The organism is Zobellella iuensis (assembly GCF_016746085.1).
GTDB lineage: Bacteria > Pseudomonadota > Gammaproteobacteria > Enterobacterales > Aeromonadaceae > Oceanimonas > Oceanimonas iuensis.
Genome location: NZ_JAERTZ010000026.1, coordinates 90,541 through 116,441 on the forward strand (window position 1 = coordinate 90,541; position 25,901 = coordinate 116,441).

At 62.0% G+C, this 25,901-nt stretch carries 20 protein-coding genes and 2 tRNA genes; 5 read left to right on the top strand and 17 right to left on the bottom strand.

Annotated features, from left to right (window positions below):
* Positions 1–135 precede the first annotated feature (135 nt).
* Positions 136–786 carry a L,D-transpeptidase family protein gene (locus JKV55_RS14410; protein ID WP_369409656.1) on the bottom strand — a complete coding sequence of 217 codons (651 nt, stop codon included), beginning with the start codon at positions 784–786 and terminating at the stop codon, positions 136–138.
* Between the two features lie 253 nt (positions 787–1,039).
* Between JKV55_RS14410 and JKV55_RS14415 the strand changes: the two genes are divergently transcribed.
* A complete protein-coding gene (locus JKV55_RS14415; RefSeq protein WP_202087146.1) occupies positions 1,040–1,606 on the top strand; it encodes a hypothetical protein in 567 nt (188 codons plus the stop codon).
* A gap of 31 nt (positions 1,607–1,637) precedes the next feature.
* On the opposite strand, the gene JKV55_RS14420 is transcribed toward JKV55_RS14415, so the two are convergent.
* The 14 genes from JKV55_RS14420 to JKV55_RS14485 all read right to left on the bottom strand — a co-directional run bounded on the left by JKV55_RS14420 (position 1,638) and on the right by JKV55_RS14485 (position 19,802).
* A tRNA-Leu gene (locus JKV55_RS14420) sits at positions 1,638–1,724 on the bottom strand.
* Positions 1,725–1,744: 20 nt separating this feature from the next.
* A tRNA-Cys gene (locus tag JKV55_RS14425) sits at positions 1,745–1,818 on the bottom strand.
* A 161-nt stretch (positions 1,819–1,979) separates the two neighbouring features.
* On the bottom strand, positions 1,980–2,528 hold the full coding sequence (pgsA, locus tag JKV55_RS14430) for a CDP-diacylglycerol--glycerol-3-phosphate 3-phosphatidyltransferase (RefSeq protein WP_202087147.1): 549 nt from the start codon (positions 2,526–2,528) through the stop codon (positions 1,980–1,982).
* 49 nt (positions 2,529–2,577) lie between these two features.
* A complete protein-coding gene (uvrC, locus tag JKV55_RS14435; RefSeq protein WP_202087148.1) occupies positions 2,578–4,407 on the bottom strand; it encodes an excinuclease ABC subunit UvrC in 1,830 nt (609 codons plus the stop codon).
* A gap of 6 nt (positions 4,408–4,413) precedes the next feature.
* On the bottom strand, positions 4,414–5,055 hold the full coding sequence (uvrY, locus tag JKV55_RS14440; protein ID WP_202087149.1) for a UvrY/SirA/GacA family response regulator transcription factor: 642 nt from the start codon (positions 5,053–5,055) through the stop codon (positions 4,414–4,416).
* Between the two features lie 208 nt (positions 5,056–5,263).
* Complete coding sequence (locus JKV55_RS14445; RefSeq protein ID WP_202087150.1) at positions 5,264–7,159, bottom strand: SurA N-terminal domain-containing protein; 1,896 nt, start codon at positions 7,157–7,159, stop codon at positions 5,264–5,266.
* Positions 7,160–7,275: 116 nt separating this feature from the next.
* Positions 7,276–7,548 (bottom strand): nucleoid-associated protein HU-beta, encoded by a 273-nt coding sequence (gene hupB, locus JKV55_RS14450; protein WP_202087152.1) that lies wholly within the window; start codon positions 7,546–7,548, stop codon positions 7,276–7,278.
* Positions 7,549–7,763: 215 nt separating this feature from the next.
* On the bottom strand, positions 7,764–10,115 hold the full coding sequence (gene lon / locus JKV55_RS14455) for an endopeptidase La (protein WP_202087158.1): 2,352 nt from the start codon (positions 10,113–10,115) through the stop codon (positions 7,764–7,766).
* Between the two features lie 137 nt (positions 10,116–10,252).
* Positions 10,253–11,533, bottom strand: a complete 1,281-nt coding sequence (gene clpX / locus JKV55_RS14460; RefSeq protein ID WP_202087161.1) for an ATP-dependent protease ATP-binding subunit ClpX — start codon at positions 11,531–11,533, stop codon at positions 10,253–10,255.
* 80 nt (positions 11,534–11,613) lie between these two features.
* Complete coding sequence (clpP, locus tag JKV55_RS14465; RefSeq protein ID WP_202087162.1) at positions 11,614–12,237, bottom strand: ATP-dependent Clp endopeptidase proteolytic subunit ClpP; 624 nt, start codon at positions 12,235–12,237, stop codon at positions 11,614–11,616.
* Between the two features lie 87 nt (positions 12,238–12,324).
* Complete coding sequence (gene tig, locus JKV55_RS14470; RefSeq protein WP_202087163.1) at positions 12,325–13,635, bottom strand: trigger factor; 1,311 nt, start codon at positions 13,633–13,635, stop codon at positions 12,325–12,327.
* 352 nt (positions 13,636–13,987) lie between these two features.
* Positions 13,988–16,654 carry a bifunctional acetaldehyde-CoA/alcohol dehydrogenase gene (adhE, locus tag JKV55_RS14475; RefSeq protein WP_202087165.1) on the bottom strand — a complete coding sequence of 889 codons (2,667 nt, stop codon included), beginning with the start codon at positions 16,652–16,654 and terminating at the stop codon, positions 13,988–13,990.
* 252 nt (positions 16,655–16,906) lie between these two features.
* Positions 16,907–18,604, bottom strand: a complete 1,698-nt coding sequence (locus tag JKV55_RS14480; RefSeq protein ID WP_202087167.1) for an NAD-dependent malic enzyme — start codon at positions 18,602–18,604, stop codon at positions 16,907–16,909.
* A gap of 112 nt (positions 18,605–18,716) precedes the next feature.
* The gene (locus JKV55_RS14485) at positions 18,717–19,802 is read right to left on the bottom strand and encodes a GGDEF domain-containing protein (RefSeq protein ID WP_202087168.1); all 1,086 of its coding nucleotides are present in this window, start codon (positions 19,800–19,802) and stop codon (positions 18,717–18,719) included.
* Between the two features lie 261 nt (positions 19,803–20,063).
* Between JKV55_RS14485 and JKV55_RS14490 the strand changes: the two genes are divergently transcribed.
* The 4 genes from JKV55_RS14490 to JKV55_RS14505 are packed head-to-tail and all read left to right on the top strand — an operon-like array spanning position 20,064 to position 22,450.
* Positions 20,064–20,414 (top strand): ArsC family reductase, encoded by a 351-nt coding sequence (locus JKV55_RS14490; RefSeq protein WP_202087170.1) that lies wholly within the window; start codon positions 20,064–20,066, stop codon positions 20,412–20,414.
* Between the two features lie 12 nt (positions 20,415–20,426).
* Entirely contained in the window at positions 20,427–21,560 is a 1,134-nt protein-coding gene (dapE, locus tag JKV55_RS14495) for a succinyl-diaminopimelate desuccinylase (protein WP_202087178.1), read from the top strand.
* A complete protein-coding gene (locus JKV55_RS14500; protein ID WP_202087180.1) occupies positions 21,557–22,231 on the top strand; it encodes a M15 family metallopeptidase in 675 nt (224 codons plus the stop codon). Before dapE ends, JKV55_RS14500 begins: the two co-directional genes overlap by 4 nt.
* A gap of 3 nt (positions 22,232–22,234) precedes the next feature.
* The gene (locus JKV55_RS14505; protein ID WP_202087182.1) at positions 22,235–22,450 is read left to right on the top strand and encodes a hypothetical protein; all 216 of its coding nucleotides are present in this window, start codon (positions 22,235–22,237) and stop codon (positions 22,448–22,450) included.
* A gap of 18 nt (positions 22,451–22,468) precedes the next feature.
* Here the strand turns inward: JKV55_RS14505 and JKV55_RS14510 are convergent, their stop codons facing one another.
* The gene (locus JKV55_RS14510; RefSeq protein ID WP_202087184.1) at positions 22,469–24,817 is read right to left on the bottom strand and encodes a DNA polymerase II; all 2,349 of its coding nucleotides are present in this window, start codon (positions 24,815–24,817) and stop codon (positions 22,469–22,471) included.
* A gap of 102 nt (positions 24,818–24,919) precedes the next feature.
* Positions 24,920–25,882, bottom strand: a complete 963-nt coding sequence (gene bamC / locus JKV55_RS14515; RefSeq protein WP_237332893.1) for an NlpB/DapX family lipoprotein — start codon at positions 25,880–25,882, stop codon at positions 24,920–24,922.
* Between the last annotated feature and the right edge of the window lie 19 nt (positions 25,883–25,901).

The window sequence follows — 25,901 nt, forward strand, 5'->3', positions numbered from 1 at the left end:
GTAGTAACCACAATATGAGTGAAGGGGAAACAGGGACTTTTTGGCGCTTATGTGAACCTGAGTGAAAAATGCCGGCAAAAACAGCAATAACCGCTGCGCAAGGCATACCGGGGCCGGCAGCAGCGGCCCCGGTGCTCAGATATCCTCTTTGGGAAAGCGGGCAAACTCACGGGAAATATCCGCGTACAGCTCCACCGCCCACAGCGGCAGATGGGAAGCGAAGCCGTCCAGGGGCCGGCGGCGCGGATCGTGCGGGGCGATGATCACCGACACCTGCTCGGTGCCGATGGCATTCACCAACACGAACAGCTCCTCGATGGCGATGTCGCCGACGGCCAGGCAACCGGTGGACTCGGCCTTGCCGTGGATAAAGATGCTGCCCCCCAGGTTGGAGCGGCCCTCCTTGCGGGCACGGACCAGATCGAAGGAATTGGGGTAGTTCAGCCCCATGGACAGGTGGAACTGGCTGTTGGGGTTGAGATGGGTGATGCGGTAGATGCCCTCGGGCACCTGCTTGTCCCCTTCCCTGAGTTTGGGGCCGGGGCCGCCGCTCGCCTTGCGGATGGGATAGCTGCGGATGAACTTGAAGTCGCCCTCGTTGCGGGCCCACAGCTCGAGTTCCTTTTCTTCCTTGGTGGCCAGCAGCACGATTTCCCTGGGCGGGTAGCTCACCTCGGCCCGCATGAAATGCGGCCGCATGCGGATTTCGGCCAGGGGACCGTAGGCGGCCAGCACGTTGTCGATGGTGCCGTGATAGGGCCCGGCGGCAGCCGGTGCAGGATTCACTAAAGCGGCCAAAAGCAGGGCTGAGACAGAAAATCCGTTTAAAAGACGCATAAGTGATGGATTGATCCGGTGTTGATACTATATATCAATGATAGCCTGAGCCGTGGCCGGTTGGAATCTGAAGCCACCAAAATAATCCCGAGCCCGGAACGGTCAGCCCCTGGCGCAGCGGTGCCGCCGGAGGGCGACAGGCCGTTGTGCCCCGCCGAGCCGGGCCCCACAATAAGGCTTTGGGCCCACCACCGAGAACGCCATGACCAAGGCCAGCCTCTTACTGCCGATACTGCTGCTCACCGGCTGCACCGCCATGGAGCTGCCTTTCACCCCGGGCAACCAACAGCAACGCGTTTCGTCCGGCACGCCGGGCATCGCCGTCAGCCGGACCCAACCGCCCCGACTCGAGAGCATCTCCTTCCTGTCGGAACGCGCCTTTGTCCCCACCCGGGCCCAGGGCTGCATCACCGAACTGATCCCACCGGCCGGGGAGGACGCCGAGGTGATCCGGTACCTGGGGGAAGATGTGCTCAACGCCGGCGGCGAGATTGCCGCCACCGGCAGCCAGTGGGGCATTATCCCGAGCCAATACCACATTCGCTTCCAGCTCAGCGCCCTGGCCCACCATAACGGTACCACCTACGGCTTCAACCGGATAAGCCTGGCCCAGGAGGACGCCTGGGGCCTGAATAACCACGACTTCGAACCCCTGCCCCCTTCGGGAGCCCGCACCCAGAAGGTATATAACGAACTGCAGGCCCTGTACCGGCGGCTGGATGAGTGCCTGGCGGAGCCAAGCTCCGCCAGGCATCGCAAGGATACATGATCAGATGATTTGGTAAGTGCTTGATTTTTAATGGTGCCCGGAGCCGGACTTGAACCGGCACGCTGTTACCAGCGAGGGATTTTAAATCCCTTGTGTCTACCGATTTCACCATCCGGGCGTAGACGTTTTGAGGAAAGATGGAGGCGCGTAGCGGAGTCGAACCGCTCTAAACGGATTTGCAATCCGCTGCATAACCGCTTTGCTAACGCGCCGAAAGAGGTCATTTAGATGAGTGAGCATTCTAATGGCCAGGCTCTGCCAGTCAACTTTAATCTGTCGCCTTTGGACTGTTCGCACATTTTTTATGCGTAAATATCTGTTTTGGTACGCCATCCACAGGGTCCATCAAGCTGACCGCGTCACGCCGACCGCGTCAAGCTGACCGCGTCAAATCGCCCCAGGCGGCTTTCAGGTAGTCGTAGGCCGAAAACAGGGTCAGGCCGGTGGCCACGTACAGCAGCAGGTAGCTGCCCCAGATCATGTAAATGCTCTGCTGCCAGATAAGGCCGATCAGGGCCAGCATCTGGATGGTGGTCTTCCATTTTCCGATCCAGCTTACCGCCACCTGTGAACGCTGGCCTATTTCCGCCATCCATTCGCGCAGAGCCGAGATAATGATCTCCCGCCCTATCATGATCATGGCGGGAATGGTCACCAGGGGGCTGCTGTAGTCCTCGACTATCAGTACCAGGGCGGCGGCCACCATCACCTTGTCGGCCACCGGATCGAGGAAGGCGCCGAAGGGCGTGCTCTGCTCCAGCTGGCGAGCCAGGAAACCATCGAACCAGTCGGTCACCGCCGCCAGGGTAAATACCGCCGCGGCCCAGAAGTAGGCCCAGTCGAACGGCAAATAGAAGAGTACGATAAATACCGGTATCAGCAGTATGCGGAAAAAAGTCAGGGAATTAGGGACGTTTATCATTGTTATTCAAGCCATGGGGATAATGCCGTTACATGGTGCATGATGAACTTCAGTGATGCAATGCATCATGTATTTTTTCTGCCAGCGCCAGGCTGATGCCCGGCACCTTGGCCAGTTCGTCCACGCTGGCCCGCTGCACCTCCTGGATGCCTCCCAGATACTTCAGCAGCGCCTGCCGCCGCTTGGCCCCGATGCCGGGAATGGACTCCAGGGTACTGGTGGTACGCGCCTTGCCGCGCTGGGCGCGGTGGCCGGTAATGGCGAAACGATGGGATTCATCGCGAATGTGCTGGATCAGGTGCAGCGCCGGCAGATCGGCGGGCAGGTGCCGTTCCTCATGGCTGCCGCCCATGATGAGCGTCTCCAGCCCCGGCTTGCGGGTCACGCCCTTGGCCACGCCCACCAGCAAGGGCTTGCGCGGGCTGTCGGCCAGCTCCCGGGCCAGCACGTCCTCGGCCCTCGCCAGTTGCCCCAGGCCGCCGTCGATAAACAAAACATCGGGCAGCTTGTCCGTATCGGCCTGGTGAAAACGCCGGCTCAGGGCCTGCTCCATGGCGGCGTAGTCATCGCCGGGGGTGATGCCGCCGATGTTGAAGCGGCGGTATTCACTCTTCAAGGGCCCTTCCTGGTTGAACACCACGCAGGAAGCCACGGTTTTCTCGCCCATGGTATGGGAGATGTCGAAACATTCCATGCGGGCAATGGGTCCGGTGGCCAGCACCTCTTCCAGTTGCAGCAGGCGTTGGCGCAGGGTGCTCTTGTGGGCCAGCCGGCTGGCCAGTGCCGTCTGGGCATTGGTCCGGGCCAGCTTGATGAAACGGGCCCGTTCGGCGCGCAGGCGGCTGCGCAGCTTTACCCGCCGGCCGTAATGCTGGCTCAGGGTCTCGCTTAACAGCTCCTCATCGGGCAGGCTGCGGTCGAGCAGGATCTCGGCGGGCGCTTCCCGGCCGCCGATGCCGGAGAGATAAAACTGCAGCACGAAGCTCTGCAGTATTTCTTGTGCATCCGTGTCCGGCGGCATCTTGGGGAAATAGCTGCGGCTGCCCAGCACCTTGCCCTGGCGGATGAACAGCACCTGCACGCAGGCCAGGCTGCGTTCCAGCGCCAGGCCGATCACGTCCAGATCGTCCAGCACGTTGCCGCTCACGAACTGCTGCTCCTGCACCCGGCGCAAAGCCTGCAACTGATCCCGGAAGCGGGCCGCGTCCTCGAAACGCAGCGCCTGGCTGGCCTGCTCCATGCTGTCCGCCAGATCGGCCAGCACCTGCTGGTTCTTGCCCTGCAGAAACAGCCGCGCCAGCTGCAGCTGGTGGGCGTACTCCTCGTCGCTCACCAGGCCGGCCACACAGGGGCCGGCGCAGCGCTTCAGCTGGTACATCAGGCAGGGCCGGGAGCGGTTGGCGTAAACGCTGTCTTCGCACTGGCGCACCGGAAACAGCTTCTGCATCAGGTGCAGGCTCTCGCGTACCGCCACGCCGCTGGGATAGGGGCCGAAATACTCGCCCTTGAGTTTGCGCTGGCCCCGGTGGAGGCCGATGCGCGGGTGGCGATGATCGGTGATGATGATGTAGGGATAGGACTTGTCATCCCGCAGCAGCACATTGTAACGGGGCAGATGCTGCTTGATCAGGTTGTGCTCGAGGATCAGCGCCTCGGTTTCGGTATGGGTCACAGTGACCTGCACATCCTGGATCTGGCGGACCAGGGCACGGGTCTTCTCGCCGCTGACATGGGTGCGAAAGTAGGAAGACAGCCGTTTCTTCAGGTTTTTGGCCTTGCCTACATAGATAACCTCCCCGGCGCCGTCATACATCAGATACACGCCGGGTTGTTCGGTCACCACCCTGAGGAAGGCCTTGGCATCAAAGCTCTGGCTCATCGGCCGTCAGATTTTTTCCGCATCCAGCATGCCGTAACGGATCGCCAGATGGGTCAGCTCCACGTCGCCGTTGATATTGAGCTTGCTGAACAGCCGATAACGGTAACTGTTGACCGTTTTCGGGCTCAAGTTGAGCTGCTCGGAAATATCGGTGACCCGCTGCCCCTTGGTGATCATCAGCATGATCTGCAGCTCCCGTTCGGACAGCTGCTTGAAGGGATTTTCCTCGTTGGAAAACTGGCTCAGCGCCATGCGCTGGGCAATTTCCGGCGAAATGTAACGCTGTCCGCTGTGGACCAGGCGAATGGCGTTGATCATTTCCTCCGGCCCCGCCCCCTTGGTCAGGTAGCCTGAGGCCCCCGCCTGCATCACCTTGGTGGGAAACGGATTTTCGGTGTGGATGGTCAGGACGATGATTTTCACATCCGGGCTGAAGCGCAAAATCTTGCGGGTGGCCTCGAGGCCGCCGATGCCCGGCATGTTCATGTCCATCAATACGACGTCCGGGTGCTGTTCACGACACCATTGCACGGCTTCCTCACCGCTCTTGGCCTCGCCTACCACCTTCATTCCTTTGACGTCTTCTAGAATGCGTCGGATCCCTGTGCGCACTAACTCATGGTCATCAACCAGGAATACGTTAATCAAAGTTGTTCTCCGACTGCGTTAACCTGCTCAGCATATAACACTTTACCCAAGGATGGCATCATAGCGGAGATGCTGGCGGAAAAAAACGCTCGCCAACAACCCGCACACTTTATTATCAAATCAAATACATATTGGCAACACAAGCGCGGCTTGCCAAGCCAGGATATTTCAAAAATGAGACAAAAGGCGCCGAAGCGCCTTTGGGTGATCAGAAGTTGTCGGTCTGGGCCGACAGCCGGCGATATTCGATCTTGCCCGCCGCCTTGAGCGCCTCGATCAGGCTCTGGTATTCCCGTTGTCCCAGCATCCCGCTCTGTCCCTCCCGGATCTGGGACAGTAGCTCTGAGGTGTCTTCCGGCGTGGTCACTCCGTTCAGCTTGAGCACCAGCTGATCGCCGCCGGCCAACGCCAGGCTGCGCAGGCTCGGTTGCTCGGCCGGGGCCGGCATGGCGAAGAGGGCATCCAGCAGGACCGGCTCTTCCTCGCTCTCGCGGGTCAGGCCATTCAGCTCGGTCACCGCCAGGCCATGCTGCGCCAGCCAGCCCTGCTGTTCACCGCGGGACCAGGCTTGCTGCAACTGGGTCGCGGCCTCGGTGGCCAGCTCCCTCGCCTTGGCGGCCAAGGCCAGCTCCCGGGCCTGTTCACGTACCTCGGCGAAGTCGCGTACCGCGGCGGGCCTGTGCTCGGTCACATGGATGACGACGGCTCTGTTGCTGCCCAGCTCGATCAGATCCGAGTTTACTCCCTGCTCACGCAAGCGCGCGGAAAAGGCCTGGGCCAACACCCGCGGATCATTGATCTCAGCCGGCGCGTCCTGGGTGGAGAAGTAGTCGGTCGATTTGACGTCCAGTCCCAGCTCCTGGGCTGCGATGTCGAGCGAGTCGGGAAACTCGAAGGCCAGCTCGGCCAGGCGTTGCTCCTGAGCGTAGAAGGCATTGGCCGCATCTTCCCGCGCCAGGCGCTCGACGATGCTGTCGCGAACCTCTGCCAATGCTCTGGTCTCGGCCGGGCGTCGCTCCAGCAGGGTAATCAGGTGCAGACCGAACTCGCTCTCCACCATCCCGGACACCTCACCCACCTCGTTCAGGGCGAAGGCCGCCTCATCAAAGGCCGGGTCCATGGTGCCCTGCTCCATCCATTCCAGGGCGCCGCCATCGGCGCCGGAGAAGACGTCGTCCGACTCGGTGCGAGCCAGTTCGGCAAACGCTTCTCCGGCGGCAAGGCGCTCGGCGATGGTCTGGATCTTCTGCTCGGCATCGGCGCCCTTGTTGACCATGATATGTGCTACCCGGCGCTGTTCAGCCCGGGTATAGGCGGCCAGGTTGGCCCTGTAGTAGTCCTCGACCGCCTGCTCGGCGACGCCGGCCACCGACGCCACACCCGCATCCAGCAGCACATAATTGATCTTGACCTGCTCGGGCCGCAAGAACTGCTGCGACTGTTGCTGATAGTAAGCTTCTATCTCTTCGTCGCTGGGTTCGGCACGAGTGCTGAAATCAGCCAGCGGCAGGCGCACATATTCTGCATCCCGTTGCTGGCGGCTCAGGCGATCCAGCCAGCCCGCTTCGGTTTCCAGGGTAAAGCTGGAACCGACCAGGGCATTGAGCAGCATCTGCCGGCTCAGATCCTGGCGCACGCTGTCGCGCAGCTGCTCGGGGCTGAGCCCGCTGCGGGCCAGCAGTTGCTGGTAGCGCTCGTTGCTGAAACGGCCGTCCTGCTGGAATTCAGGCAGGCTGCGAATGGCGTTGCGCACCTGTTCATCGCTGGCGCGCAGTTTCAGCTCCTGTACCTTCTGATCGAGCAGGCGCTGCTCCACCATCTGCTCCAGCACCGAGCGGCGGATCTGCTCCACGTAGGCGGGATCACCCAACAACTGGCTGAACTGGGGCCCCAGCTGGGCTTCCAGACGGGCACGCTCGTTGCGATAGGCGTTCTCCAGCGCCTGGGCACTGATTTCGTCACCGTTGACCACGGCCGCCACTTCCACCACCGGCCGGGTGACATAGCTGCCCACCCCGGCCAGGGCAAAGGACAGAATGATCAATCCCAGTATGATCTTGGAGGTGGTACCCTGGGCACCCGCCCTTAACTTGTCAAAAAACATAAGTTGTCGTTACTCCCGATAGACGGCGGCGCCGTCTTGTCCGAAAAAAAAGCGCACCCTGTGATGCGCCTTTCGGATCATGACCTGCCGGACCAAAAGTCCAATTAAGGGGTCGCTTAGTTGACGGCGTCTTTCAGCGCTTTACCGGCTTTGAACGCCGGGTTTTTGGCAGCGGCAATCTCAATGGCGGCGCCGGTTTGCGGGTTACGGCCGGTACGGGCGGCACGCTCACGCACGGCAAAGGTACCGAAACCGACCAGTGACACCTGATCCCCTTCCTTCAGTGACTCGGTGATCGCATCGACGAAGGCGTCCAGGGCGCGGCCGGCCGCTGCCTTGGTGATGTCGGCGCCGTCGGCAATTTTGTCGATCAGTTGAGATTTATTCACAGTCATTCCCCTTGTCGTTTTTTTACGTTGGTCAGATGACACAACCTTGACTTTGATATCGTTATTGGTTGACGGCAGACAACAGGGCGTCCACCGACTATTTCCGGACAGGCCACAACAGCTTCCACGCCGCCGGCCTCCAATAAAATCCACCCAAGGCTACTGCGAGTCATGGCCGCTGACAAGCCTGAAACCGTGACTTCTGGCTAAAAAGCTTAGGCGGAGGCGGTGGAAAAGCCTTCCGGCGGCTGTTCCAGCGCCAGTTCCAGCACTTCTTCTATCCAGCGCACCGGGTGAATGGCCAGATCCTGCTTCACGTTTTCCGGAATTTCTTCCAGATCCCGCTCGTTCTCCTTGGGGATAAGTACCCGCTTGATGCCGCCCCTGTGGGCCGCCAGCAGCTTCTCTTTGAGGCCACCTATGGGCAGCACTTCGCCGCGCAGGGTGATCTCGCCGGTCATGGCCACGTCGGCGCGCACCGGGTTGCCGGTCAGGCTGGACACCAGGGCGGTGCACATGGCGATACCGGCGCTGGGACCGTCCTTGGGCGTCGCCCCTTCCGGCACGTGCACGTGGATATCCCGCTTTTCATGGAAATCGGCGTTGATACGCCATTTCTCCGCCCGGGAGCGCACCACCGTCATCGCCGCCTGGATCGACTCCTGCATCACGTCACCGAGCGAGCCGGTATAGGTGAGCTTGCCCTTGCCGGGCACGTTGGCTACCTCGATGGTCAGCAGGTCACCGCCCACTTCGGTCCAGGCCAGGCCGGTCACCTGGCCCACCTGGTTATGCTCCTCGGCCTTGCCGTAGTCGAAGCGGTGCACACCCAGGTAGTTCTTCAGGTTGTCCTGATTGATCACCACCTGCTTGAGCTCCTTGTTGAGCAGTATCTCCTTGACCGCCTTGCGGCACAGTTTGGAGATTTCCCGCTCCAGGCTGCGCACCCCGGCCTCCCGGGTATAGTAGCGGATGATGCCGATGATGGCCGAGTCCTCCACCACCAACTCATCATCCTTCAGGCCATTGCGGCTGATCTGCTTGGACAGCAGATGGCGCTTGGCGATGTTGAGCTTTTCGTCCTCGGTATAGCCGGACAGGCGGATCACTTCCATCCGGTCCAGCAGCGGTCCCGGAATATGCATGGAGTTGGAGGTGGCCACGAACATCACGTCGGACAGGTCATAGTCCACTTCCAGGTAATGATCGTTGAAGCTGTGGTTCTGCTCCGGATCCAGTACCTCCAGCAGGGCGGAAGCGGGATCGCCGCGCATGTCGGAAGACATCTTGTCGATCTCGTCCAGCAGGAACAGCGGGTTGCGCACCCCCACCTTGGCCATTTTCTGGATAAGCTTGCCCGGCATGGAGCCGATATAGGTACGACGATGGCCGCGGATCTCGGCCTCGTCCCGCACTCCGCCGAGCGCCATGCGCACATACTTGCGGCCGGTGGCCTTGGCGATGGACTGGCCGAGGGAGGTCTTGCCCACCCCGGGCGGTCCCACCAGGCACAGGATGGGGCCTTTCAGCTTGTTGATCCGGCTCTGCACCGCCAGGTATTCGATGATGCGTTCCTTGACCTTTTCCAGGCCGTAATGATCCGCATCCAGGGTTTCCTCGGCCTTGGCCAGGTCTTTCTTCACCTTGGAACGCTTCTTCCAGGGCACCGAGATCATCCAGTCGATATAGCCGCGCACCACGGTGGCTTCCGCCGACATGGGGGACATCATCTTCAGCTTGGCCAGCTCGGCTTCGGTTTTCTGGCGGGCTTCCTCGGTCATGCCCGCGTCTTCAATCTTCTGCTGCAGCGCCTCGAATTCGTCGGGCACCTCGTCCAGCTCACCCAGCTCTTTCTGGATGGCCTTCATCTGCTCGTTGAGGTAGTACTCGCGCTGGCTCTTCTCCATCTGCTTCTTGACCCGGGCGCGAATGCGGCGCTCCACCTGCAGCAGATCGATTTCCGACTCCATCATCGCCATCAGGAACTCGAGCCGTTCGCCCACCTGGGCGATTTCCAGCACCTTCTGCTTGTCTTCCAGCTTGAGCGGCATATGGGCGGCCATGGTGTCAGCCAGGCGGGCCGCGTCCTCGATGGCGGACAGGGAAGTCAGCACCTCGGGCGGGATCTTCTTGTTGAGCTTGATATAGCCTTCAAACTGGGTGATGGCCGAGCGTACCAGCACTTCCTGCTCACGTTCGTCCAGCGCTTCGGTGGCCAGATACTGGGCATCGGCCACGAAATAGCCGTCCTGCTCACGCAGTTGCTCCAGCCGGGCGCGCTGGCCCCCCTCCACCAGCACCTTGACGGTGCCATCGGGTAACTTCAGCAGCTGCAGCACGTTGGCAATGGTGCCCACCTGATAGAGGTCGTTGGCCCCGGGATCATCGGTGGACGCATCTTTCTGCGCGATCAGCAGCACCTTCTTGTCCTGCTCCATGGCCGCTTCCAGGCAGCGAATGGATTTTTCCCGGCCCACGAACAGCGGGATCACCATATGGGGATACACAACCACGTCACGGAGAGGCAGGACGGGGGTTTCGATGCGTTCGGAACGCTCTAGGGTCATAGTGTCCTCTCGGCTTGAATGCAATTTATTAGCGCTTGGGCAGTATATGGGGGCGGGATCGCAAGATTCAATCGCCGCAGGCGGAAAAACAGAAAAAGGGGCCTAAGGCCCCTTTTAACCGCTCAAAAATACCCCAATCAGTCGCCGGAGGCGGCCTGGGCCTCGCCTTTCTGATAGATAAGGATAGGTGCGGACTCCCCCTTGATCACGGTTTCGTCGATCACCACCTTGGCCACGTCATCCATGGACGGCAGGTCATACATGGTGTCGAGCAATACCCCTTCCACGATGGAACGCAGGCCACGGGCACCGGTCTTGCGCTCCATGGCCTTGCGGGCGATGGCGCGCAGGGCGTCGTCACGGAACTCCAGCTCCACGTCCTCAAGCGAAAACAGGGCGCCATACTGCTTGGTGAGCGCGTTCTTGGGCTCGGACAGGATCTGCACCAGGGCGTCTTCGTCCAGCTCGGTGAGGGTGGCAACCACCGGCAGACGACCGATAAACTCGGGGATAAGGCCGTATTTGACCAGATCTTCCGGCTCCACCCGGGTGAAGATTTCACTCAGGGAGGCCTTGTCGTTCTTGGTCTTGACCTCGGCGCCGAAACCGATGCCGGTGCCCTTGTCCATGCGCTGCTCAATCACCTTGTCCAGGCCGGCGAAGGCGCCGCCGCAGATAAACAGTATCTTGGAAGTGTCCACCTGCAGGAATTCCTGCTGGGGATGCTTGCGCCCGCCCTGGGGCGGTACCGAGGCCACGGTGCCCTCGATAAGCTTCAGCAGTGCCTGCTGCACCCCTTCGCCGGACACGTCCCGGGTGATGGAGGGGTTATCGGACTTGCGGGAAATCTTGTCGATCTCGTCGATATAGACGATACCGCGCTGAGCCTTCTCCACGTCGTAGTCGCACTTCTGTAGCAGCTTCTGGATGATGTTTTCCACGTCCTCGCCCACATAACCGGCTTCGGTCAGGGTGGTGGCGTCGGCCATGGTGAAGGGCACGTCCAGCAGCCGGGCCAGGGTTTCGGCCAGCAGGGTCTTGCCCGAGCCGGTGGGGCCAATCAGCAGGATATTGGACTTGCCGAGTTCGACCCCGTCGGTGGAACCGGCGTTGCGCAGCCGCTTGTAATGGTTGTATACCGCCACCGCCAACACTTTCTTGGCATGGTCCTGACCGATGACATAGTCATCCAGATGGGAGCGGATCTCGTGGGGCGTGGGCAGGGCACTGCCTTCCCGCTTGGGCGAAATATCCTTGATTTCTTCCCGGATGATGTCTTCGCACAGCTCGACACACTCGTCACATATATAGACGGAAGGGCCGGCGATGAGCTTGCGTACTTCATGCTGGCTTTTACCGCAAAAAGAACAGTACAGCAGTTTGCCGCCATCCCCTTCGCCCCTGCGTTTGTCTGTCATTCAGTCACCTCGTATGCATACAGGCTGAGGAGCGCCTACTTACTCTTAACAAGAGTGTACAGCACCCCTCCCCGCTTTGCTCAATCCCGCTTGAACAACACCTGGTCGACCAGGCCGTATTCTTGGGCCTGGGCCGCCGACATAAAGTTGTCGCGGTCGGTATCGCGCTCGATCACCGCCAGCTCCTGGCCGGTGTGTTCGGCCAGCAACCGATTGAGCTTTTCTTTGATATAGAGAATTTCCTTGGCGTGGATCTGGATGTCCGACGCCTGGCCCTGGAAACCGCCCAGCGGCTGGTGGATCATCACCCGGCTGTTGGGCAGGGCAAAGCGCTTGCCCGCGGCACCGCCGGCCAGCAGGAAGGCCCCCATGGAGCAGGCCTGGCCCATGCACACCGTGCTGATGTCCGGCTTGATGAACTGCATGGTATCATAGATGGACATACCCGCAGTCACCGAACCACCCGGCGAGTTGATATAGAGGTAGATGTCCTTCTCCGGGTTTTCCGACTCCAGAAACAGCAACTGGGCACAGATCAGGTTGGCCATGTGATCTTCGACCTGGCCGGTCAGGAAGATCACCCGCTCTTTCAGCAAGCGGGAATAGATATCGTAGGAACGTTCCCCCTTGGCGGTCTGCTCCACCACCATGGGGATCAGGGCAGCCAGGGGCCCGTCCATCATCGGATTATGGTTGTTTGACATAAGATATTGTCCCCAAAACAAAATGGCCCAAGTGCACTCACACTGGGGCCATTATACGCAAGAGCTTAATGCTTAAGTCAAATGTTCTTAAGCGCCAACGCCCGGCTTGTTCATCAGCTCGTCGAAGCTGACCTCTTTGTCGGTCACCTTGGCCTGGGCCAGCACGAACTCGATAGCCTGATCTTCGATGGCCAGGTTACGCACGTTTTCCAGCAGTTGCTGGTTTTCGTTGTAGTAGGCGATCACTTCGGCCGGATCCTCGTAGGCGGAGGCCATGGAAGCGATGATCTCCTGGACCTTGGCGTCGTCGGCCTTGATCTCGTTGGTCTTGATCACTTCACCCAGCAGCAGGCCCACGCGCACACGACGCTCGGCCTGTTCCTTGAACAGCTCGGCCGGCAGTTGCGGGGCGTTCTTGGGATCCAGACCGCCGAAACGCTGCAGCGCCTGCTTGCGCAGGGTGTCGATTTCGCTGTCGATCAGGGACTTGGGCACGTCCACCGGATTCTGCTCCAGCAGACCGTCGATCACCTGCTCCTTGACGGAGGCCTTCAGGGCCTGGGTCAGCTCGCGCTCCATGTTCTTGCGTACTTCGGCTTTCAGGCCGTCGACGGAGCCGTCAGCAATGCCGAAACGCTGTACGAATTCTTCGGTCAGCTCGGGCAGTTGCTGCGCTTCCACCTTGGTCACGGCGATGGCGAACTGGGCCGGCTTGCCCTTCAGGTGCTCGGCGTGGTATTCCTCGGGGAAGGTCACTTCCAGGGTGAAGTCGTCACCGACCTTCTTGCCCAGCAGGCCGTCTTCGAAGCCGGGGATCATGCGGCCGGAGCCCAGTACCAGTACGAAATCTTCGGCGGCGCCGCCTTCGAACTCTTCACCATCCACGGAGCCCACGAAGTTCATGGTCACGCGGTCGCCGTCGGCGGCGTCACGCTCAACGGCTACCCAGTCGGCGTGCTGTTTGCGCAGGGTGTCGATCATCTTGTCCAGATCGGCGTCGCTCACCTCGGCTTGAGGCTTTTCAACGGTCACCGCGTCCAGGCCTTTCACTTCCACTTCCGGATACACTTCGAAAATGGCGGTGAAGGTGAAGTCTTCACCGGCTTTCAGGGCGGAAGGCTCCATGGTCGGCATGCCGGCCGGGTTCAGCTTTTCGCTGATCACCGCTTCGAAGAAGTTGCGCTGCATCAATTCGCCGGCCACATCGGCTTCCACGGAAGGACCGAACATTTTCTTGACGATGGACAGCGGGGCCTTGCCAGGACGGAAACCGTCGATACGGCGGGTTTTGGCCAGTTGACGCAGGCGGCTGTTCACTTCGCCTTCTACCTTGTCAGCCGGTACCGTGATGGTCAGACGGCGCTCCAGGCCTTGGGTCGTCTCTACAGAAACTTGCATTCTTCTACCTCAATTTTCTTCAGCACCCTGGTGCTGACCCTGTGATTGGTTTGAAACAGCCCGGGCTGCTTCCTTGAATCCTGGTGAAGACGAGTCGTCTTCGCGGCAAATTAGACGCGGCATTATAGCGGGGCAACAATGCAGCGTCGAGCGCCACTGGGGCTCAGGTTAAGCAATATGGGGATGATATCGCGCTTTTCAATAAAAATTTCAGGCGAGCCACGGCCATTCCCGGGCATAGCCCTCACCTATCTGTTGATCTATGTTTTTGATCTATCCCTATCCGGTACACCATCGTTGTTAAGCAAACAAAAAACGCCGGCTGGGCCGGCGTTTTTTTAGCGAGGCTGGGTCAGCTCGCCTTGGTCTTCAGTTTTTTCACATTGCTCTTGCTGACTTGCGGCTCCCGCTCCACTCCTTCCTGGTAGGCCAGGCCGTAGAAGCTGTCGTGCAACAGTTGCTTGAGTTCGGTGATCAGCGGGTAGCGCGGGTTGGCGCCGGTGCACTGATCGTCGAAGGCGGTGATGGCCAGCTCGTCGAGTTTGGCGAGGAAGTCGGCCTCGTTGACCCCGGCGTCGCGGATGGAGGCCGGCACGCCCAGCTCGGCCTTCAGGCCGTCCAGCCAGGCCACCAGTTTCTCCACCTTGGCACTGCCGCTGTCGGCAGGCGATGCCAGGCCCAGGTGCACCGCCACCTCGCCGTAGCGGCACTTGGCCTGGGGCCGGTCGTACTGGCTAAAGGCGGTCTGCTTGGTCGGGTTGTCATTGGCGTTGTAGCGAATGACGTTGCTGATCAGCAGGGCGTTGGCCAAGCCATGGGGCAGGTGGAACTCGGCGCCGATCTTGTGGGCCATGGAGTGGCAGACCCCGAGGAAAGACTGGGCGAAGGCCACGCCGGCCAGGGTGGCACCGTTGTGCACCTTTTCCCGCGCTTGCGGGTCCTGGGCTCCCTTGTGATAGGCCGCCGGCAGGTAGTTCTTCAGCAGGGTCAGGGCCTGCAGCGCCTGGCCATCGGCATACTCGTTGGCCAGCACCGACACATAGGCCTCCAGGGCGTGGGTGACCGCATCCAGGCCGCCGAAGGCGGTCAGGGACTTGGGCAGGTTCATCACCAGATCCGCATCGATGATGGCCATGTCCGGAGTCAGCTCGTAGTCCGCCAACGGGTACTTAATGCCGGTCTGGTCGTCGGTGACCACCGCGAAGGGGGTCACTTCCGAGCCGGTGCCCGAGGTGGTGGGGATGCACACCATGGCGGCCTTGGCACCCATTTTCGGGAAACGGTAGATGCGCTTGCGGATATCCATAAAGCGCATGGACAGCTCTTCGAAGTGGGTGTTGGGATGCTCGTACATCACCCACATGATCTTGGCCGCGTCCATGGGGGAACCGCCCCCCAGGGCGACGATGACGTCGGGCTGGAAGTGCAGCATGCGTTCGGCCCCCTTGCGTACCGTGGTCAGGGTCGGATCCGCTTCCACTTCATGAAAGACTTCCACTTCCATGCCCTGGGCTTTGAGTTGGCGGCTGACCTTGTCGGCGTAACCGCCGTTGAACAGGAAGGCGTCGGTCACCACCATGGCCCGGCGCTTGCCGCTCAGATCGGTCAACGCCTCGGCCAGGCAGCCACGACGGAAATAGATGGACTTGGGAAGCTTGTGCCACAGCATGTTTTCCGCCCTCTTGGCCACGACTTTACGGTTGATCAGGTGTTTGGGTCCCACGTTTTCGGAGATGGAGTTGCCGCCCCAGGAGCCGCAGCCCAGGGTCAGGGACGGGGCCAGCTTGAAGTTGTACAGGTCGCCGATGCCGCCGTGGGAAGCCGGGGTATTGACCAGGATGCGAGCGGTCTTCATGCGGTCACCGAACTGGCGGATACGCTCGGCGTTGAGATCCTGATCGGTATAGAGGGTGGAGGTATGGCCTATACCTCCCAGGATCACCATCTGCTCCGCCATGTCCAGGGCCTGGGCGAAATCGCGGGCGCAGAACATGCCGAGGGTCGGTGACAGCTTCTCGTGGGCGAAGGGCTCATCGTGGCCGATGGCCAGTCCTTCACCGATCAGGATGCGGGTATCGGCCGGCACCTCGACCTCCGCCATGGCCGCGATGGCCTGGGCCGGCTGGCCGACAATATCGGCATTGAGGGCACCGTTCTTGAGGATCACCGCCCGCACCTTATCGGCATCGCCACTCGGCAGCACATAGCCACCGTGGCTCTGGAAGCGGGCCTTGACCTTGTCATAGACCTCGTCCAGCACGATCACCGCCTGCTCGGAGGCACAGACTACGCCGTTGTCGAAAGTCTTGGACATCACGATGGACGCCACCGCCCGCTTGATGTCGGCGGACTCGTCGATCACCACAGGGGTATTGCCCGCGCCCACGCCGATGGCCGGTTTGCCGGAGGAATAGGCGGCCTTCACCATGCCGGGCCCGCCGGTGGCCAGGATCAGGTTGATGTCCGGGTGCTGCATCAGGTGGTTGGAGAGGGCCACGGAAGGGGTGTCGATCCAGCCGATGATGTCGCGCGGTGCCCCCGCCTCGACCGCGGCCTGCAGTACCAGGCGGGCGGCTTCGCAGGTGGCACCCTTGGCCCGCGGGTGGGGCGAAAAGATGATGCCGTTGCGGGTCTTGAGCGCGATCAGCGCCTTGAAGATGGCGGTGGAAGTCGGGTTGGTGGTGGGCACTATGCCGCAGATCAGGCCCACCGGCTCGGCGATGGTGATGGTGCCGAAATCGCTGTCTTCCTCCAGCACGCCGCAGGTGCGCTCGTCCTTGTACTTGTTGTAGATGTACTCGGAGGCGAAATGGTTCTTGATCACCTTGTCTTCCACCAGGCCCATGCCGGTCTCGGCCACCGCCTGCTGGGCCAGCGGGATACGGGCGTTGTTGGCGGCCAGGGCCGCGGCGCGGAAGATCTTGTCCACCTGCTCCTGGCTGAAGCCGGCATAGAGGTGCTGGGCTGCCTTGACGCGGGCCACCAGGGTGTCCAGCTCTTGCAGGGTTGAAACGGCCATAGGGATACTCCTCACTCGAAAATAAAAAACCTTGGCTAAAACCTGAGCCTCGAGGGCTTAACCAAAGATTTGATACCAGTGTAGGAGATACCCTTTAGTGGGTATTGATCCGGATCAGTATTTCACTCAGATACGTAATTAAATTACAAAAAAGGAAGAAACAGGGCGAGTTAAACGATTTAGCAGCAATTGAAAGTCATAAAAAAACAAGGCATGCCGAAGCATGCCTTGTGTCACCACACCCGCGCTACCTTAGAAGGAAACCCGGCGGTATTTGCGGTAGACCGGCTGCCAGAAGTTGGCCTCTATCGCCGCATCCAGGGCCGCATCGGAGATCTGCAAGGCCTGGCCCTGCAACTGGGCGGTCTTGGCCACCATCCTGGCGATTTGCTTGCTGACCTGCTGGATCTCTTCCAGCGGCGGCAACAGGGCCCCTTCGCCGTTCTGGGCCAGGGGGGAACAGGCGGCCAGGGCCCGGCTGGAGGACATCAGCATGGCATCGGTGACCCGCTTGGCGCCGCAAGCCAGCACGCCCAGGCCGATGCCGGGGAAGATATAGGAGTTGTTGCACTGGGCGATTTCATACAGCTTGCCCTTGTACTCCACCGGCGCGAAGGGGCTGCCGGTGGCCACCAGGGCCTGGCCGTCGGTCCAGTTGATGATGTCTTCCGGCGTCGCCTCCACCCGGGAGGTGGGGTTGGACAGGGGAAACACGATGGGCCGCTCGCAGTGGGCATGCATGGTCCTGATCACCTCCTCGGTGAACAGCCCCGGCTGACCGGATACCCCGATCAGGATATCGGGTTTGGCGTTCTGCATCACTTCCAGCAGGGAGATGTTCTCACCCGCCACCTGCCAGTCCTGGATGTGCTCGAGGGACTGGGCCAGGGGACGCTGGAAGTCCACCAGGTTGGGCATGTTATCGGTAATGAGTCCGAAGCGGTCCACCATGAACACCCGCTCCCGCGCCTTGGCGTCGCTCAGGCCCTCGGCCTTCATCTGCGCCACTATCTGCTCGGCGATGCCGCAGCCGGCGGAGCCGGAGCCGAGGAAGGCCACCTTCTTCTCGGACAGCTTGCTGCCGCTGGCCTGGCAGGCGGCGATAAGCGACCCCAGGGTCACGGCGGCGGTGCCCTGGATATCGTCGTTAAAGCAGCACAGCTCGTCCTTGTAACGGTTGAGCAGGGGCATGGCGTTCTTCTGGGCGAAATCCTCGAACTGCAGCAGCACATTGGGCCAGCGGCGCTTCACCGCCTTGATGAAGGCATCCACGAACTGCTCGTATTCCTCGCCGGTGACCCGCGGGTTGCGCCAGCCCATGTACATGGGGTCTTTCAGCAACTGGGGATTGTTGGTGCCCGCATCCAGCACCACCGGCAGGGTGTAAGCCGGCGAGATGCCGCCACAGGCGGTATACAGGGACAGCTTGCCGATGGGAATGCCCATGCCGCCGATGCCCTGGTCGCCCAGGCCCAGGATGCGTTCACCGTCGGTCACCACTATGACCTTGACGTTGCGCTTGGTGGCATTCTGCAGGATGTCGTCGATACGATCCCGATCCGGATAGGAGATAAACAGCCCCCGGGCCCGGCGATAGATATTGGAGAACTCCTCACAGGCCTGGCCTACCGTCGGGGTGTAGATGATCGGCATCATCTTGCTCAGGTGGTCGTGCACCAGCCGATAAAACAGCGTCTCGTTGGTATCCTGGATATTGCGCAGGTAGATGTGTTTGTCGAGGTCGTTCTGGAAGGAAGTGTATTGCTTGTAGGCCCGGGAAGCCTGCTCTTCGATGCTTTCGATATTGTGGGGCAGCAGGCCGTCCAGGTTGAAGGAAATCCGCTCTTCCTTGTTAAAGGCGCTGCCTTTGTTCAGCAGCGGGGTTTCCAGCAGGGCCGGGCCTGCGTAGGGTACATATAAGGCTCGTTTTTCTTGATGCTCTTGGGGCATAAGACATCTCGCTTTGTTTTAATCCCTGGGTGGGTCTTATTGGGGTTATGGGGGCTAGGGGCGCAGTATAAGCCAAGCCCCCCTTGCAAACCACCATCAACACAGGTTGAGACTATCTCTGCGCCATCACACAGTTGCGACCCCGGCTTTTGGCGCCATACAAGGCTTCATCGGCCTGGCGCAGCAGCTCCTGGATGATGCTGTCCTGGTTGCCTTCCACCACACCGGCACTGACGGTGACCGAGACTTCACTGTCTTCCAGCGGATTTTCCACCGGCTGGGATTCCACCGCCAGCCGCAGCGTCTCGGCCTGGCGCGCGCCCTGCTCGAGCGGGGTATCGGGCAGCAGCACGATAAACTCCTCGCCGCCGTAGCGCGCCACTATGGCCTCGGGACCGAAGATGTCCATGATGGTGTTGGCCACGCTCACCAATACCTCGTCCCCCATCAGGTGGCCCTGATCGTCGTTGATGCGCTTGAAGCGATCCAGATCCAGCAGGATCAGGGTATAGGGCCGGTCGGGGCTGCTGTGGTGGCGCACCTGCTCCAGCTGGCGCACGAACAGCCGCCGGTTCATCAGCCGGGTCAGGGGATCCCGGGTCGACTCCCGGTACAGGTCCAGCAACATGCGCAGTTGCCCCGCCTGTACCCAGATCATCGCCAGGCTGAAGGCCAGCAGCAGCCATATTCTGTCCACCAGGTCGCCATTGGTCAGGCTGCGGGAGTCGAGCCAGTAGTCGGTGGCCAGTACCGCCAGGGTGATGACCGCCGCCACCCGCAGGCCGGACTTGATCGGCAGCGGCAACACCCCCAGCAACGCCAGCAGGAAATAGGGAAAGGCGATATAACCCACGGGGATAGCCACCCCATCGCGGAAACTCCACAGACTCACCAGGTTGAAGGCCAGCAAGATGCCCAGCAGGGAATAGATGGACAGTATCATCCAGCGACGGTTGAGCTTGCACAGGTAGCTTAAGGGCAATAAAGGCGTGAGCATGACACCGGTAATCAACCGGACTTTCCACAACAGCCTGAAGTGCTCCGGATCCAGCACCCACCAGTCGACGGCTATCCAGCCGGCGATGCCGATGATGAGCAGGGCAACCAGCCAGCGAAAACGAATGGCGACAAAACCGATGCGGGTGAGCTTAAAATCCCGGGAGTGGTAGCTATCACTCCAGTATTCCTTGAGTTCCAACCCATTCCCCTTTTTCTTTATAGTTGATACGGCGAACTGAATGAATAAGGCGCCTCGGACGGTGCCGGATCCGGCACCGGTGCGGCTGCGACAGAAAATGCAAAAACGCTAACACTACCCAAAGCCCGCAGGATGCGCCAGCGTATTTTGGCACTGTAGGGAAATCATTGGCCTGACAGGGTTTCGCGGTTTCCCGAGCGCCGGTTGCAGGCCCGGGGCTTAAGTGCCAAAATCCCGGCCAAGCAATCACAGGACATCTTCATGACCATCAAACTCTACGGCATCAAGAACTGCGACACCGTCAAGAAGGCCCGCCAGTGGCTGGAACAGCAGGGCATCGATTATCGCTTCGTGGACCACAGGGCCGACGGCCTGAGCCCGGCCGAGCTCGCTCACTGGCTCGAGCGCCTGGGCTGGGAGCAACTGGTCAATAAACGCGGCACCACTTACCGCGCCCTGCCGGAGGCCGACAAGGCCGCCCTGGGCCCGGACACCGCCGCCGCCCTGCTGTTGGCCCATCCGGCCATGATCAAACGCCCCTTGCTGGAGCTCGATGGCCAGTTGCACCTGGGCTTTAATGCCGAGCTTTACTCGCGCTTATTCAACACCTAATAAAGGACAACGATGACTGACTCTGCCGTGCTGGCCCTGACCAAGGATCTGATCAACCGCCCCTCGGTCACCCCCGAAGACGAAGGCTGCCAGGAGCTGATGGGCGCGCGCCTTGCCGCCCTGGGCTTCACACTGGAAACCATGGTGTTCGAAGACACCACCAACCTCTGGGCCCGCAAGGGCACCGAAGGCCCGCTGTTCTGCTTTGCCGGCCATACCGACGTGGTGCCGCCGGGTCCGCTCGACAAATGGCACACCCCCCCCTTCGAGGCCACCGAGATCGACGGCTACCTGCATGGCCGGGGCGCGGCCGACATGAAGGGCTCGCTCGCCGCCATGGTGGTGGCCACCGAGCGCTTCGTCGCCAAGCATCCGGATCACCAGGGCTCCATCGCCTTCCTGATCACCAGCGACGAGGAAGGCCCCTTTATCAACGGTACCACCCGGGTGGTGGACACCCTGGAAGCCCGCAACGAGAAGATCACCTGGTGCCTGGTGGGCGAGCCCTCCTCCACCGCCGAGGTGGGCGACGTGGTCAAGAACGGCCGCCGCGGCTCCCTTACCGGCGATCTCCTGGTCAAGGGTGTGCAGGGCCATGTGGCCTATCCGCACCTGGCGGACAACCCGGTGCACAAGGCCGCGCCGGCCCTGGCCGAGCTGGCCAACACCACCTGGGACAGGGGCAACGAGTTCTTCCCGCCCACCAGCTTCCAGATCGCCAACATCCAGGCCGGCACCGGTGCCTCCAACGTCATTCCCGGTGAAATGCAGGTGCAGTTCAACTTCCGCTTCAGCACCGAGCTGGACCAGGACAAGATCCAGGCCAGGGTACACAGCGTGCTCGACGCCCACGGCCTGGACTACGAGCTCCGCTGGCTGCTCAACGGCAAGCCCTTCCTCACCGACCAGGGCGATCTGCTGGCGGCCACGGTAGCGGCGGTGCAGGCGGTGCGCCACCAGGAGCCGGCCCTGCTCACCACCGGCGGCACCTCGGACGGGCGCTTCATCGCCCAGACCGGCGCCCAGGTGATCGAGCTCGGCCCGGTCAACGCCACCATCCACAAGCTCAACGAGTGCGTGAAAATCGCCGATCTGGAGCAGCTCACCGACATGTACGAAGGCATACTGGAGCGCCTGCTGGCATGACCCCCGAGGCCCTGCTCGGCCTGACCGAGGACCACCTGGTGGCGCTGAAGGAGCCGGGCCACCGGCTGCAGCCGCAGGCGGCGGCGGCCTTCGCCGCCCTGCAGGCGGCGGCGGCCGGGGCAGGCTTCGCCCTGACCCCGGCCTCGAGCTTTCGCGGTTTCGACCGCCAGCTGGCTATCTGGAACGGCAAGTTCGAGGGCAGCCGCCCGCTGCTGGATGCGGACAGCCGGCCGCTGGACGCCCTCGCCCTGCCGGAGCCGGAGCGCATCCTGGCCATCTTGCGCTGGAGCGCCCTGCCCGGCACCAGCCGCCACCACTGGGGCACGGATCTGGACGTCTACGATCCGACCCTGCTGCCGCCGGGACAAAGGCTGCGGCTGGAGCCCTGGGAATACCAGGAAGGGGGCTATTTTTATCCGCTCAGCCAGTGGCTGGCGGCCAACATGGGCCACTTCGGCTTCTACCTGCCCTTCGGCCGGGACGGCGGCGGCGTGGCGATGGAGCCCTGGCACCTGAGCTACCGGCCCCTGGCCGGGATCTGCGCCGCCGCCCTGACCCCGGCCCTGGTGGCCGAAGCCATCCGCGCCCGCCCGGTTGCCGGCAAAACGCATATCCTTAACCTGTTGGACGAGATTTTCGCCCGCTTTATCCGCCCCGCCACCGAGGAGTAAACCATGAGCATCTGGCTCTGGATCGCCCTGCCCCTGCTGTTTATCGTCGGCATTTTCGTCAGCGCTCTCAAGGACACCAAGCAGGTGGAGAAGATGGTGAAGAAAAACCGCGATCAAATGAAATTGAAGACCTGGGACGAAGAAGAAGAACGCAAGAAGGACGACGACTGGGGCGCCCCCCCGGGCAGCTACCACCCGGACGACAAGGATAAAAAATAGGGATTGGGGATTGCCGCGTTAAAACAACCCCAGCTGCTGCCCGCTCAGGGCATCGAAACTCAGGCCCGCGAAGGGCAGTATGGCGTCGGCCACCGGCTTGAGCTGGCGGTCGACATAATGCTGGTAGTCGATGGCCGACTGGCGGTATTCCTCGGGCTCGGGCCCGTTCAGCGTGATCAGGTAACGGATCACCCCCCTGTGCTGGTAGCGCAGGGGCAGGCCCCGCCGGGCATTGTGCTCGTCGGCCAGGCGCGCCGCCCGCACCTGGGGTGGCTGGGATTTCACGTACTGGGCCAGGGGCCGGCGCAAGCGCTTGCGATAGACCAGCTCCGCATCCCGCTCACCGGCCAGAGTCTGGGCCAGGGTCAGGCGGATGAAGTCGCGGGGATCCTGGTCCGCGAACACCAGCCGGTACAGTTCGGTCTGGAACTGCCGGGCCAGGGGCGTCCAGTCGGAGCGCACCGTTTCCATGCCCTTGAACACCAGCCCGCCTACGCCGTTTTTCAGCTGCAGCCCCGCATAGCGCTTTTTCGAGCCCTGCTCCCGGCCACGGATGGTGGGCATCAGGAAACGGGCGAAATAGCTTTCGAACTGCAGCTCCAGAAAACTTTCCAGTTGCAGCTCCGCGGCCAGTTTTTCCCGCCAGTGCCCGCTTACCAGGGCCGCCAGCCGCCGCCCCTCGCGGCTGGCCGAGGCCTCATCGTGATCCCCTTCCAGCAACACGAACACCGAGTCGGTGTCGCCGTAGATCACCTCGTGGCCCTCGCCTTCGATCCAGCGCGCGCTTTGTTGCATGATCTCGTGGCCGCGCAGGGTGATGGACGACGCCAGCCGGGTGTCGAAAAAGCGACAGCCCCCCGAGCCCAGCACCCCGTAGAAGGAATTCATCAGGATCTTGATGGCCTGGGAACGGGGCCCGTCCCGCTCCCGCTTGGCCTGATCCCGCTCCCGCCACAGCCGCTCGATGATGGCGGGCAGGAAGTGGTGGCGGCGGGAAAAACGCCCGCCGCGAAAACCGGGAATGGCATCCTCTTCCTCGAGTCCCAGCACCAGGCCGAGGGGATCTATCCTGAAGGTGCGGATGATGGCGGGATAGAGGCTCTTGAAGTCCAGCACCAGCACATGGCGGTACAACCCCGGGCGGGAGTCCATCACATAACCGCCGGGGCTGGCCAGGCCCCCACCCGCCGGCAGGTTGGGGGCCACAAAACCGGCCCGGTGCAGGTGGGGCAGGTAGACCTGGGTGAAGGCGGCCACCGAACCGCCGACCCGGTCCAGTTCCAGGCCGGTGAGCTGGCTGCGCAGGCGCAGGAAATCGAGCAGCCGGGTGTGCTCGAAGATGTCCCACACCAGGCGGCAGTCCTCCAGGTTGTAGGCGGCGAGTTTCGGTTTGTTGTGGCGAAAGTCCCGGCTGATGGCCGCCAGCCGGTTGGCTACGTCCTCGGTCTGCTTGCCCCGGCCCAGCAGTTGCCGGGCCACCGATTCCAGGCTGAAGCTGTCGAACTGGTAACAGGCGGTCTTGAGCGCCTCTATGCCGTCGATGGCCACCCGCCCGGGCAGGGTCAGGAACGCCTGGCCGGTCAGGCTCTGCTCCCGCAGGTGCGCGACTTCCCCGCCCCGTCCCAGGCGCAACCGCAGGCCATGGAGGGCGGCCCGCGCCAGCAGGGTGCGAAAGTCGAAGCCCACCAGGTTCCAGCCGATGATGATGTCCGGATCATGGGACTGCAGTTCCCGCTCCAGCGCCCGCAGCAGGGCCGGCTCGTCGGCCAGCCAGCGGATGTCGGTATCGGCGGGCTCGGGCTCGCCTATCATCAGCACCCGGGCGAACTGCTCGCCGTAGAGGCCGATGGAGTAAAGCTCGCCCTGGCCTGAACATTCGATGTCCAGCGACAGCACCCGAAAGCGCGGCTGCCAGTCGGCCGCCTTCAGCCGGATCCCGTCGAACTGGCGGTAGCCGTCCCGCCGCTGCTCCCGGCCGACAAAGGCCAGGCTGCCGCGGATAAAGCGGCTGATGAGAAAGCGCTCATGCAGGCGGAAGTCGTCCTCGTAGACCGCCACCCCTTCCCGGCAAAGGCATGCCGCCGCCGCCCGGTGCGCCGCCAGGGTCGGGAAATAGAGCACCGCCACCGGCCGGTGCTCGAAGCTCTGCAGCCCGGGCTCGGCCCACTGGTAGCCGATACCCGCCGCCGCCAGCAGACGCATCACCCGCTCCCGTTCCGCCACCGGCACCATAAACAGCGGCCGCTCGCCGGCCAGCAGCAGGCGTACCGGGCCCCGCTCGGTGCAGAGCCAGTAGCAGATTTCGGTGCGCCCCCGAAGATCCCGACTGTGGCGGCTGAGGATAAAGCCCTGCTCTATCTGGTTCATGGCCCCATTATAGGGAAGGATGAAAAGACTTCCCGCAGTACCGACGACAACAATGAAAAAGGGCCTGCCGGCCCTTCAATCCCCAGTGGCAATAGGTTCGCCTTAACGGATGAGATCGGTACGCTGGAAGGCCGCGCTCAGGGTGGTGGCGAACCCGCCCAGCACGTCGGCCGACACCGGTATCCGGTCCTTGTCGCTCAGGGTGATGCTGCTCTGGTTGCCCAGATCGCCGAGTTGGATACGGTATTCCCGCTCGGGAATATCCAGCTCCGGCAGACCCAGATCACGCCACTTGGAGGCGCTCAGGCCGTCGTAGTCCACGTCCACATAGCCCAGGGCCTGCTGCCGGTTGGTCAGCTTGAAGCCCAGCTGGGGCAACAGGGTCACCAGCCGCTTCCAGGTGCGGTCATAGCCGTCGGCAGCCAGCAGCCGTCCCTGGGGCTGATCCAGCTCCAGGGCGATGGGGCTGCGGTCCAGCAGCTCCTGCTGTTGGGTCAGCTCGCGCTGGTAGGACAGGGAAAAGGCATTGAGCATGGAGGACTCGGCCCGTTGCCGGTCCTGGACCAGGCTCTCGCCGCCCAGCAGATTCACCTGTACCGCCACCGCCCGCCGCACCGCGTCCGGCACCAGCTGCCAGCGGAACTGCTGGCCGGCGTTGCCGATGGGCCGGCCGTTGCTCTGCCAGCCCAGGCCATCGCGGCTGGGCGCCGCCCTCTGGGCGGCGAAAAACGCCTCCAGCGCCTGGCCCAGTTCCTGCTCCAGCGGCTGATCCAGCCGCTGCTGGTAGAACCAGAGCCCGGAGCCTCCTTCCATGGCTTCGGAACCGCGCACCAGGGGCAACACCTGGGTGGGTGGACGGATGTCCAGCTCCCGGCCGGTCACCCCGCGCAGGGCTTGCTCGGACAGGACAGGTACCACGTATTCGTTGTTGAAGGCCGGGGCCTCCAGCCCTGCCGGGATCAGCAGCGGGTTACTTCTCAGGCTTTCCCCTTCATAGTCGAAGCCACGATTGGCCTGGCTGCGGGTTTCCGGGTTGCTGCACCCCGCCAGCACACTGATAGCCAACAGGCCTATTACCATCTTT

What these genes read in the sequence shown, in the direction of transcription:
- JKV55_RS14415 (WP_202087146.1), top strand. Translation starts at nt 1,040, where the DNA reads ATGACCAAGGCCAGCCTCTTACTGCCGATACTGCTGCTCACCGGCTGC.
- pgsA (WP_202087147.1), bottom strand. Translation starts at nt 2,528, where the DNA reads ATGATAAACGTCCCTAATTCCCTGACTTTTTTCCGCATACTGCTGATA.
- uvrC (WP_202087148.1), bottom strand. Translation starts at nt 4,407, where the DNA reads ATGAGCCAGAGCTTTGATGCCAAGGCCTTCCTCAGGGTGGTGACCGAA.
- JKV55_RS14445 (WP_202087150.1), bottom strand. Translation starts at nt 7,159, where the DNA reads ATGTTTTTTGACAAGTTAAGGGCGGGTGCCCAGGGTACCACCTCCAAG.
- lon (WP_202087158.1), bottom strand. Translation starts at nt 10,115, where the DNA reads ATGACCCTAGAGCGTTCCGAACGCATCGAAACCCCCGTCCTGCCTCTC.
- clpX (WP_202087161.1), bottom strand. Translation starts at nt 11,533, where the DNA reads ATGACAGACAAACGCAGGGGCGAAGGGGATGGCGGCAAACTGCTGTAC.
- clpP (WP_202087162.1), bottom strand. Translation starts at nt 12,237, where the DNA reads ATGTCAAACAACCATAATCCGATGATGGACGGGCCCCTGGCTGCCCTG.
- tig (WP_202087163.1), bottom strand. Translation starts at nt 13,635, where the DNA reads ATGCAAGTTTCTGTAGAGACGACCCAAGGCCTGGAGCGCCGTCTGACC.
- adhE (WP_202087165.1), bottom strand. Translation starts at nt 16,654, where the DNA reads ATGGCCGTTTCAACCCTGCAAGAGCTGGACACCCTGGTGGCCCGCGTC.
- JKV55_RS14480 (WP_202087167.1), bottom strand. Translation starts at nt 18,604, where the DNA reads ATGCCCCAAGAGCATCAAGAAAAACGAGCCTTATATGTACCCTACGCA.
- JKV55_RS14490 (WP_202087170.1), top strand. Translation starts at nt 20,064, where the DNA reads ATGACCATCAAACTCTACGGCATCAAGAACTGCGACACCGTCAAGAAG.
- dapE (WP_202087178.1), top strand. Translation starts at nt 20,427, where the DNA reads ATGACTGACTCTGCCGTGCTGGCCCTGACCAAGGATCTGATCAACCGC.
- JKV55_RS14500 (WP_202087180.1), top strand. Translation starts at nt 21,557, where the DNA reads ATGACCCCCGAGGCCCTGCTCGGCCTGACCGAGGACCACCTGGTGGCG.
- JKV55_RS14505 (WP_202087182.1), top strand. Translation starts at nt 22,235, where the DNA reads ATGAGCATCTGGCTCTGGATCGCCCTGCCCCTGCTGTTTATCGTCGGC.
- JKV55_RS14510 (WP_202087184.1), bottom strand. Translation starts at nt 24,817, where the DNA reads ATGAACCAGATAGAGCAGGGCTTTATCCTCAGCCGCCACAGTCGGGAT.